The following is an 8,922-nucleotide window of genomic DNA, read 5'->3' as shown; positions in this document are numbered from 1 at the left end:
TCCCATGGAAGCAGCTCATTCAACGTCTGCTCAAACTCGATTTCACGACAAAGTCGATCCACCAACACGGCGGGGCCAGAAGTATACGAATACGTTTTAAGCGGAGTATTCACGTGATCGCCTCCAGAGAAAAAACTATACTCTTACATTCTCTGGAAGTCGGTGATTTCCCTTCAATAAATTTGATTTTCACGCAGTTTCACCTGCGAAATGTGGGATATAACAAAGAAGGGATGATCGTCATGTATCAATTAGAAACGGAGCGTGAATTATGTTTATTAGCATGGATTGATTTGCACTTCATTCAGCAGTTTTGCGGAAGGAGAGTTGTAGTATTTCTTGGAATTGGGGAGGGTGTTTGATGAATCTTACTCAACAGTCCATCCCCTATGAAAAAGTGGAAGCATGGCTTATGTCCTATAGTGATTGGAAAGCAAGGTTGGAATATGCGCAGGCAGAGCTTAAGCATATTCCGGGATTAACGAGGGCTTTGCATGAGTGGGTGAATCATGGCAATGGAAGAAAACAAGAACCATTGTTGCGTACGGTCATTCATCGGATAGAGATCACTGAACATGAAATCCCGTTGCTATTATCGAGAATCGGATTGATCGATTACGCTTTCTCGGCTCTCACCACAGAGGAAATTTTGTTCGTTCGTCTACGATATTTGGATAAACTGGCGCTTTCGGTCATTATGGATCGCATTGCACTTTCCCGCCGCGCGTTCTTTTATCATCGGAAGCGAATTCTGCATAAAGTATATCGAAAAATCAAAGATCGAGCGGTCCTGTTGGAACTGGATTCCTTTGGAGAAGACTGATCATATCATTACTTCAGAAGATGCATATCCGCATCTTCTATTTTTATGGTTCGTGAATTGAAGAATATCACCTCAATCCCCCATCATTTCAAACAGGCTCTAGGGTCTACCCCCATTTTTAGCAGTCAGTTCAATCTCTCCGAGTACGATTAACTCCTCACCAAGAGATGAGATGCCGTGAATCTTTCTTGCACCGAACATGCACCGAACGCTTCACTAGATTTGCTCTTGTTTTGCACGAATTGTGCACCCGATATGCACGATTTTCCTGATACGATGATAGTATAGCAAGCTTAAGGGCAGCCTACAAGATCATCGGCTGTCCTTTATGTTTGTGAAGCGAGGATTGACGAAACGGGCATAACTTGTTCCATAGTTTCGTCATGTTTCCACATTAAGTCGTACAATCATACCGATGAAAGGAGGGCGATGATGCGGTTCCTATTAATCTGTTATTTTAGAAATAGGTAGAAATGGCATCTGAACTGGATACGACTATATTCATTCTATGCGCATTACTTTGCATTCCAGCCATTGAGCGCCGCTTCATTTTTTGCTGCGTCAGCAAAAAGAAGCGAAGCGCTCTTTTTATTTTCTAATTGAAACCCAAAAGAAGGTAGCTATTACAGTGACGAGTGCTGAAGGCATGTGATACGGGACACCAAAAAGGAGCGTTTGAACTAAAACGTAGGACAACACCATCATAAAACAGACTGGCTATTCCTCTCGCAATGGTGTTGCCATGTGAGGAGGGAAATTGATATTATGTGCCCCACGTTGCATGCAATGTCAAACCACGATCCTTTTATGTGTTTTTACTATTCATATGGCTCATAACGCCTCAACGATGGATATTACTATCAGACTTGGCTGCAAATCAGCATTGGATTGCTGAGCGGCAAGGTCTTTTTTATTTATGTAACAAAATCAACAATCGTTTTAAAGGGAGCGTTGGCTGTCGCTCTCCCCCTCCATTTTGGTTTGCCCACAAACCAAAATGGAGGGACGAATATGAAAAGGATTAATTTGCGGGACATGTATCCCTTTATCAAAACGGATGTATGGATCGACTTAGATGATGAAGTGGCACAAGAAATCCGCCGTTTCGACTTAAACGAAAGTGCATACAAATTGCGCACCTATCGTCATCGCGCTTATTACTCGCTTGATCGGAACGACGGTATAGAACAAGACGTTCTTTTCCTTTCGATTTCCCCGGAGGAATATTACGAGCGTAAGCTTTCCAATGAGCAGCTTTATGCGGCTTTGTGTCGATTGCCGGAAAAATCGTTCAGACGAATTTATGCTCACTTCTTCTTAGGCATGAGCAAAGTAGCGATTGCCCAAGCTGAACAAGTTGATGAACGTGCAGTACGAAAATCTATTGAACGCGGCTTAAAACAAATGGCGCAGTTTCTCAAAAAAATGTGATTGCGGTAGGTCAAAGGGTCCGATTTGCTTGCCAAAATGAACAGATAGGTAAAGAGCTTTATGTAGGCGGCGGCTGGTTATAACCAGCCGCTCATTTTCCATGGGAGGGGCAGGTAACAATGAATCCGATTCGATTTCGAGATGCTGAACACGAAAGTTTCTACTATCGGATGCTGGATGAAAGGAAATGTAACGACGGCTATCATCGGGCACTTTTCTACACATTAGGTATTTCCCGCGATACTCGGAGTCATATCCGCGATTTGTTTGATTTTTCTAATGGGGGCATTAAACCCGGAGGTCTCGTAGCCTCGTGGCAAACCGGTAGTTCTATCCGCGTGTGCAGGCTTGCTTTTAATCTGTGGAATGGCTGGACGGAAAAAGGTGGGGAACGCTACTCTACTCCCCACGAATTATTCGATTGCAGCTACGCTCCCTATTTTTTTGAAGCGATTCAACTTCGTTATCCGGATTATTGCCGAAGCCAGGAGAAGAATTTCAAGCGGCTGAACGAACAAGTTCGCTGAATGGCAACTAGTTAAGGGAGTGGAATAGATGAAGGATATTAAAACGAGGACTGTTGTGAAAGACATTAAACGTTTGGACAAACTGCCAAACTTGATGGATCGTGTAAAACATTCGAGCGCACGCACAAAACAGCATAAAGACAATGACAAGACGATTTCACAATCTCCAAATGAATATGCGCAGCACCATTCTGCATCGGCCATAGATAAAACGGTACGTTTTCAAATTGGAATGCGCGTGGTTGCTAGCAAAAGATTGATAAGGCTCATTCAAAAAAGGCGGGCAAAGTCAGAAGGGGATACGGTATCGATACAGAACCCCGCTGCTATAATTACTAAGCCTTCAGGTACACGTCAATTGCGACTTGCCCGTAGGTTGCATCTCCGCAAGCCGGTAGATGGGAAATATCTCTTGTCAGCTAACCATCAATCAAAAAAACAACGCTTTATACGGAGCCGGGTCAATGCCCGGCTTTTGCATCCTCTTCGCAAAAATAGCTTTACTAACCGAATTCTAAATCGGGAAGGTAGAGATCAAGAACCGGCCGGGAAAAAAGGAGCATTAGCCGCCGCGGCATCTCATTCAGCAAATGTACGCGTGAATCGTCCAAAAGCGCTAACGTCCGTAAGCATGAGGAAGCGGCATTTCAGGCCACCGTCATCCCGAATCCCCTTCGCTATATCCAAGCAAGCAAGCCATACGATCAAACGTATAGAAAGGAAATTTAAGACATTATCGCCATTTATAAAAACGGGACAACGGCTAGGACAGGCTAAAAGCCACTCTGATTATCAAGCGGAAGGAAAAATGAATAGCGCCAGGACAGCGCAGCGGACTGTACAGATGGCGATGACTGCCCGCCGCTCCATTCAAAGAGCACAAGCTGCAGCGCGATTAAATCTTCGGATCATTAAAATGGTAGTAAAAGCAGCCGCTTTGCTTGTCAAAGGAGTAGCCGCGCTTTTGGGAATCAGTAGTTCCGTTATTGTATTATTGTGCATTGTTATGGCAATAGCTGCTGTCATTTCCTCGCCTTTCAGTATCTTTGTATCCGGCGAAAATACGGATGCCGATGTAAAGCCGCTTTCCCGAATCGTTCAAGAGCTGGACATTGAGTATGCCGACCGACTGGCAGAAATACAGCAGTCCTCTGGCCGTGTAGACCGGGTGGAGTTTCATTATCCCGGCAGCGCGGACAACACGCGAATAGATAATTGGATGGATATTATAGCCGTTTTTGCCGTGAAGACTGTCATGGATTCAGAAAACGGAATGGATGTAGCAACACTTGATGCAACAAGGATCGGGATCATCCAATCGGTGTTTTGGGACATGAATCAACTGGAATCCCGTATCGAAACGATCGAACATACGGAAACCGTTACGGTAGAGAATGAAGATGGGACTACCAGCGAAGAGACGACTACCAGCTATGAACACATTTTGCATATTACCGTTTCGAGCAAAACTGCGGAGCAACAAGCTGAATCTTATCACTTTACAAATGAACAGATGGACATCATGAAGGAAATGACGTCTGGAGAGTTTCGGCCACTCATGTTTGCGATGCTGGGTAAAGAAACGGATATTGGCTTGACGCCGGGGCAGCTTGCGGATATTGGGCAGCATTTGCCCGAGGGAGAAATAGGCAGCGAAGTCGTCAAATTGGCGCTAACTCGCTTAGGTGATCCATACAGTCAGCCGAAGGCCGGACAGGATGACTTTACAGATTGCAGTTATCTCGTTCAGTGGGTTTATCGACAGCTAAGCATTAACCTGCCACGAACCGCAGCGGAACAAGCAAGATTTTGTGTAGAAAATGGTCTGACAGTAAGCGCGGCGGACTTGGTTCCCGGCGATCTTGTATTTTGGAGCTACGAGCGTAATGGTAGGTATATGGATATTACCCACGTTGGAATTTATGCGGGGGATGGCAAAGTTGTAGATGCTTCCTCAAGTCGGGGACAAGTAGTGTACCGTAATCTGTTCGATTCGGACAAGCAAGTGCTGTTTGGAAGACCTCATAATGTGAATGTTAATGCTCGATTACATTAGATCTCATAGAACAAGTTTCTACAAAAGATCGTACAAGAACTGATGCAAATAACAAGAGGACTACAGGGAAATTTGGAACAGGGTTTACGCATTTACTTTCAGATAAAGTGAGGGTCTCTGGGTATTTGCAGGATGTTGGTGAATCGCCTTGTTCTATTTGCGTTGATTTAGATCGATCTGGTAAGGATCAACCATCAATAATTAATGCGATACAAGGGAGTTGCTCTCAGTTAGATAAAAACACTACCATAACTCACGGCAAAACAATAAATGAAAAAGATTTCAACACTTGTTTCACTTATGTTTTAGATGAATCAGGAGTGTCAACGGCAAAGAAGGGTCTGAATAATCTACTCATTGCTGTGCCTTACGTGTTTGCCTTTGTTCCTGAGATAAGTTCGATAACAGTTAAAAGCGGACAATTCATTCGGAAAATAAGTCGTTTATTGCATGAAAACCCAGATTCCCCGTACTTTACAAGAGAACACGGGTTTATTAGAACATTAAAGTGTAATGGATATTCAACTCCATATTACCAGTACAATATATCTCATTATTGGATTTGCTTTTACATAAGATTTTTACGGATTTTAGATTATCGACAATTGCAGTAAAAGATGAATTCGGTGCAACATCAATATCCTCATGATCACTGGACGATTTAGTTATGGTAACTTGCATTGTACAGGACTTATTAGTGTTTATTATGGTTATGGTTCCCGAAGGATTTTTTATAATGGAATCCGAAGAGACACAAAAATACGTTTGAGTCGTAGCGTCATCACATTTTTGGTTAATAGGAACACATCTGTGTATGCAAATAAGCTTTTTTATTAGTGGTTTTCTTGTCCTTGAATGCCGAGGACATTTTCTAATCGGTTTTCTCTTTTTGAAGTGACAAGTACAATTGCATGCTATAGTTTTTTTCCGTTTGCATGTCATTTTCATATAGCCATCCCCCCTTATTACCATGTATGAGGAAATAAGCCAAATGCACCATAGCAAACATCCATTTTATTGAAAAATGGGGCTTACACTAGTCAAACTATACAAGCTCCACATACTATAACAAGAATAATGAAGAGGGGTGGCGATACTATGTGTGGAGATTCATCAAGTTCTGCCGTGTTTAATTTTTGTAATAATGTGTCCAAGCAAATTGTCAACATTCAACAATGTAATCCCATTTTTCAACCTACTCCGAGTCTTGCTGCTTTAACTTATTTTACTAATCCAACCGGGCTGGTAATAAATGGTTCATTTACTATAGTTAATACCAGTACTTCTTCCGTCTTTAACGTTAACTATACCACGGGTGTCACGGTATCAACCATAGTCATTACAGCTGGTCGTTCGGAAACGATCTTCGTTGAAGATTTGAAAACCATTACTATCGAGAGTCTTACAGGAGCAACGCCTGAAGCAAACGCCACAGGAAGTTTAGTATTAGATTTGCACTATTGCGTAAAATGTGCTTAGTTAAGACGAATACCTATTTCCTAGAGGTCTGGTTTGACGTATGTAAGGTATCAAACATCTGCGGCTGTCCGTTATGAAGCCGCAGGATTTCACGACATTGGGTCAATGTATGACCTCCTCACGAATGATTTGCAATAGCTCGCGACAACGCATAGAAAACATTCTAGCAGGAGGCTCATGTGATGGCTCTCGCCACCGGAAGGGTGGCTCAAAAAAGCCGGAGAGGTGGCTCTCACTTACCGGAACGATGGCTCAATTTGCTCCGGAGTATTCAGGCAGCAGCGGAGAGGAGTGTGCATGTCCTCATTTCCCGGACAACACATGTGGATTGCTCAGTGTTACTAAAATCGATAGAGGCTATATTGATTAAGCCCCTCGATTTCTCGCGCTCCGATTAAGTGAGGGTGGATAATGTAGTAATAAGTTTTAGTTGACGATCAACTTAAATATGATTTTAAACTTTACGATTTTAGAATAGATATAAACGAAACTAGACAAAAACTATGTTTTGGTATATCTTTATTGTGAGGACATTAACGAGGGGTGACAATTTATGAGTATAGATATTTATCAAAAATGTATGCTTCTCTTGGAGCAGAGAACAGTTATATGTGAAGGAATTAGATCAGGATTTAAGAGACATCAGCTATACCTAGAGCTATTTTCAGATATCGAAACAGATACATCGAATCCCAAAAATCGTTATGACCTTGTTAACACAGAAGTAATTAATTCGATTAAGAAGTATCCGCATTTACAAATTGAGATTGAAAAGAAGAAATCGGGCTTCCATCCTTATATCGTTTTAAGAGAAAAGCTGAGAAATATATCTGTTCTTGTCTTACCATTATCCACTAAGAAAGATATGTTTGACAGTGCCAGTACATACAGAATGAATTTTTCTGTTTCAAATATCCCCAGATTAATTGAAGAAGGATTACCTGAAGACTCTCCGGATATAGATATTCAATACCAGCAGGCAATTCACCCATTAGGTACGGAGAATTATCCTTTTGGTCTAATTGTTGTTTATGACCCTCGTGATGGTTCAATCAGAGAGGGCGCTTTACTGCCTGATCATACAGACTGGATATTTTTGGAGGATACTACAAGTATGGTACTTAGCAATAGTTTAGACAATGTTAAGCCTATTAATGTGTATGAGGACAGTGACGATATCAAAATACCGTTCAAAGAGACAGCACATCAAACTGATGAGGATATACCTCTAAAGTTGAAATTTGATCCGTCAGTATGAAAGTAGGAAAGTTATATGATTAATGAAGAGCAGAAAATTATTCCAGCTAGACTCAAAGAGGCACGTTTAGTAAGAGGACTAAGTATCGGTGAACTCGCGATTAGAGTAGGCCTCTCTAAACAAGCTATTTCTCAGTATGAGTTGGGAGAAAATGAGCCTAAATCCAGTACAATGATGGGGATTATTCGGGAGTTGGATTTTCCCAAGAGTTTTTTCTATAAAACCTATGAAGAACATATCATAGGTAATACTTTTTTTAGAGCATCCGCAGCAGCAACGAAAAAAAACAAAGAGATTCAATATAATAAATCAAGGCTTGCTGGATATATTTATGATTATCTGCAAACGTACATTGAATTTCCTGAACTAAACTTACCTGATTTATCTTTATTTGATCAAACTGATTGGGATGATGATTCAATAGAGTTACTTGCGGAGAATGTCAGACAGTTTTGGGGACTTGGAGAAAATCCTATCAATAATATAGTTAATCTTATGGAACGAAATGGAATTGCTGTTTTTTCAATTGATATGGAGAGCTTGAAGGTAGATGCGTTCTGTCAATCCAGAAAGGGACGTCCTTATATTTTCTTAGGAAATGATAAGGAATCCGCTGCAAGAAGACAATTTGATGCAGCTCATGAAATTGGTCATCGCTTGATGCACAACCATATTCACAACCAGGATATACTTTCAAGAGAGGAATTCAAGATTATTGAGCATCAGGCGAATCGCTTTGCATCAGCTTTTCTATTACCTGCAGAGGCATTTGCAAAGACAGTTACTTCTACAAAGTTAATTCATTTTATAGAGTTGAAAAAATATTGGAAAGTATCAATCGCGGCTATGCTATATCGAGCTCAAGAATTAGGGATAATTGATCAGAGCAGGTATACTTCATTAATGAAGCAAATGTCCATTCACAAAATGAGGTCAAAAGAACCCTTAGATGATGTAATCCCGGTTCCTAAGCCTATTCTATTGAATAAAGGCATAAAGATGTTACTCCAGAATAATTTTAAAAATGAACTTCAAATAATCAATGAGAGTGGCGTCCCGAGAGAGTTTATTGAAATGCTTTGTACCATGGATAAAGGTTCACTTAAACTTAAGGAGATCGAGCCTACGCTTAGACTGATTGTTAACAATCAGAAAGAATCATAAACCTCTGAGGTCTGAAAACTCCTCAGAGGTTTATGATGTATATTGACTTTCACTGGTAGAACTCCTGTCTATATCCAAGTAAGGCTTTCTAACTTTTTGGTATTAGACATCCTGAATCCCCGCGATATTATAACGAGGCTCCCTTAGAACCCTTGTAATGTCGCGGTTTTTTGGTCATTTTTAC

The 8,922-nt window shown here is 41.3% G+C and carries 9 protein-coding genes; 8 read left to right on the top strand and 1 reads right to left on the bottom strand.

Annotated elements, in window-relative coordinates; genetic code table 11:
- The 5 genes from NLX71_RS25550 to NLX71_RS25530 all read left to right on the top strand — a co-directional run.
- A partial coding sequence (locus NLX71_RS25550) for a hypothetical protein (RefSeq protein ID WP_254366597.1) occupies positions 1 to 362 on the top strand: 362 nt, incomplete at its 5' end.
- Complete coding sequence (locus NLX71_RS25545; protein WP_254366596.1) at positions 362 to 823, top strand: hypothetical protein; 462 nt, start codon at positions 362 to 364, stop codon at positions 821 to 823. The genes NLX71_RS25550 and NLX71_RS25545, both read left to right, overlap by 1 nt.
- 1,011 nt (positions 824 to 1,834) lie before the next feature.
- Complete coding sequence (locus tag NLX71_RS25540; protein WP_254366595.1) at positions 1,835 to 2,254, top strand: RNA polymerase sigma factor; 420 nt, start codon at positions 1,835 to 1,837, stop codon at positions 2,252 to 2,254.
- A gap of 119 nt (positions 2,255 to 2,373) precedes the next feature.
- Entirely contained in the window at positions 2,374 to 2,781 is a 408-nt protein-coding gene (locus NLX71_RS25535) for a DUF6075 family protein (RefSeq protein ID WP_254366594.1), read from the top strand.
- A 28-nt stretch (positions 2,782 to 2,809) separates the two neighbouring features.
- The gene (locus tag NLX71_RS25530; RefSeq protein ID WP_254366593.1) at positions 2,810 to 4,837 is read left to right on the top strand and encodes a C40 family peptidase; all 2,028 of its coding nucleotides are present in this window, start codon (positions 2,810 to 2,812) and stop codon (positions 4,835 to 4,837) included.
- A gap of 495 nt (positions 4,838 to 5,332) precedes the next feature.
- On the opposite strand, the gene NLX71_RS27220 is transcribed toward NLX71_RS25530, so the two are convergent.
- Positions 5,333 to 5,779, bottom strand: coding sequence for an S-Ena type endospore appendage (locus NLX71_RS27220; RefSeq protein WP_375377970.1), 447 nt, complete (start codon positions 5,777 to 5,779; stop codon positions 5,333 to 5,335).
- A gap of 156 nt (positions 5,780 to 5,935) precedes the next feature.
- Between NLX71_RS27220 and NLX71_RS25525 the strand changes: the two genes are divergently transcribed.
- The 3 genes from NLX71_RS25525 (at position 5,936) to NLX71_RS25515 (ending at position 8,738) form a co-directional block, all read left to right on the top strand.
- A complete protein-coding gene (locus NLX71_RS25525; protein ID WP_254366592.1) occupies positions 5,936 to 6,316 on the top strand; it encodes an S-Ena type endospore appendage in 381 nt (126 codons plus the stop codon).
- 553 nt (positions 6,317 to 6,869) lie between these two features.
- Entirely contained in the window at positions 6,870 to 7,574 is a 705-nt protein-coding gene (locus tag NLX71_RS25520) for a hypothetical protein (RefSeq protein WP_254366591.1), read from the top strand.
- Positions 7,575 to 7,589: 15 nt separating this feature from the next.
- Positions 7,590 to 8,738, top strand: coding sequence for a helix-turn-helix domain-containing protein (locus tag NLX71_RS25515; RefSeq protein WP_254366590.1), 1,149 nt, complete (start codon positions 7,590 to 7,592; stop codon positions 8,736 to 8,738).
- The last annotated feature ends 184 nt before the right edge of the window (positions 8,739 to 8,922 follow it).

Origin of the sequence: Paenibacillus sp. MZ04-78.2 (assembly GCF_024213375.1) — a bacterium.
Classification (GTDB): Bacteria; Bacillota; Bacilli; order Paenibacillales; family NBRC-103111; genus Paenibacillus_G.
The sequence above is the reverse complement of the archived record's forward strand: the minus strand, read 5'-3'. Positions and strand labels throughout refer to the sequence as shown.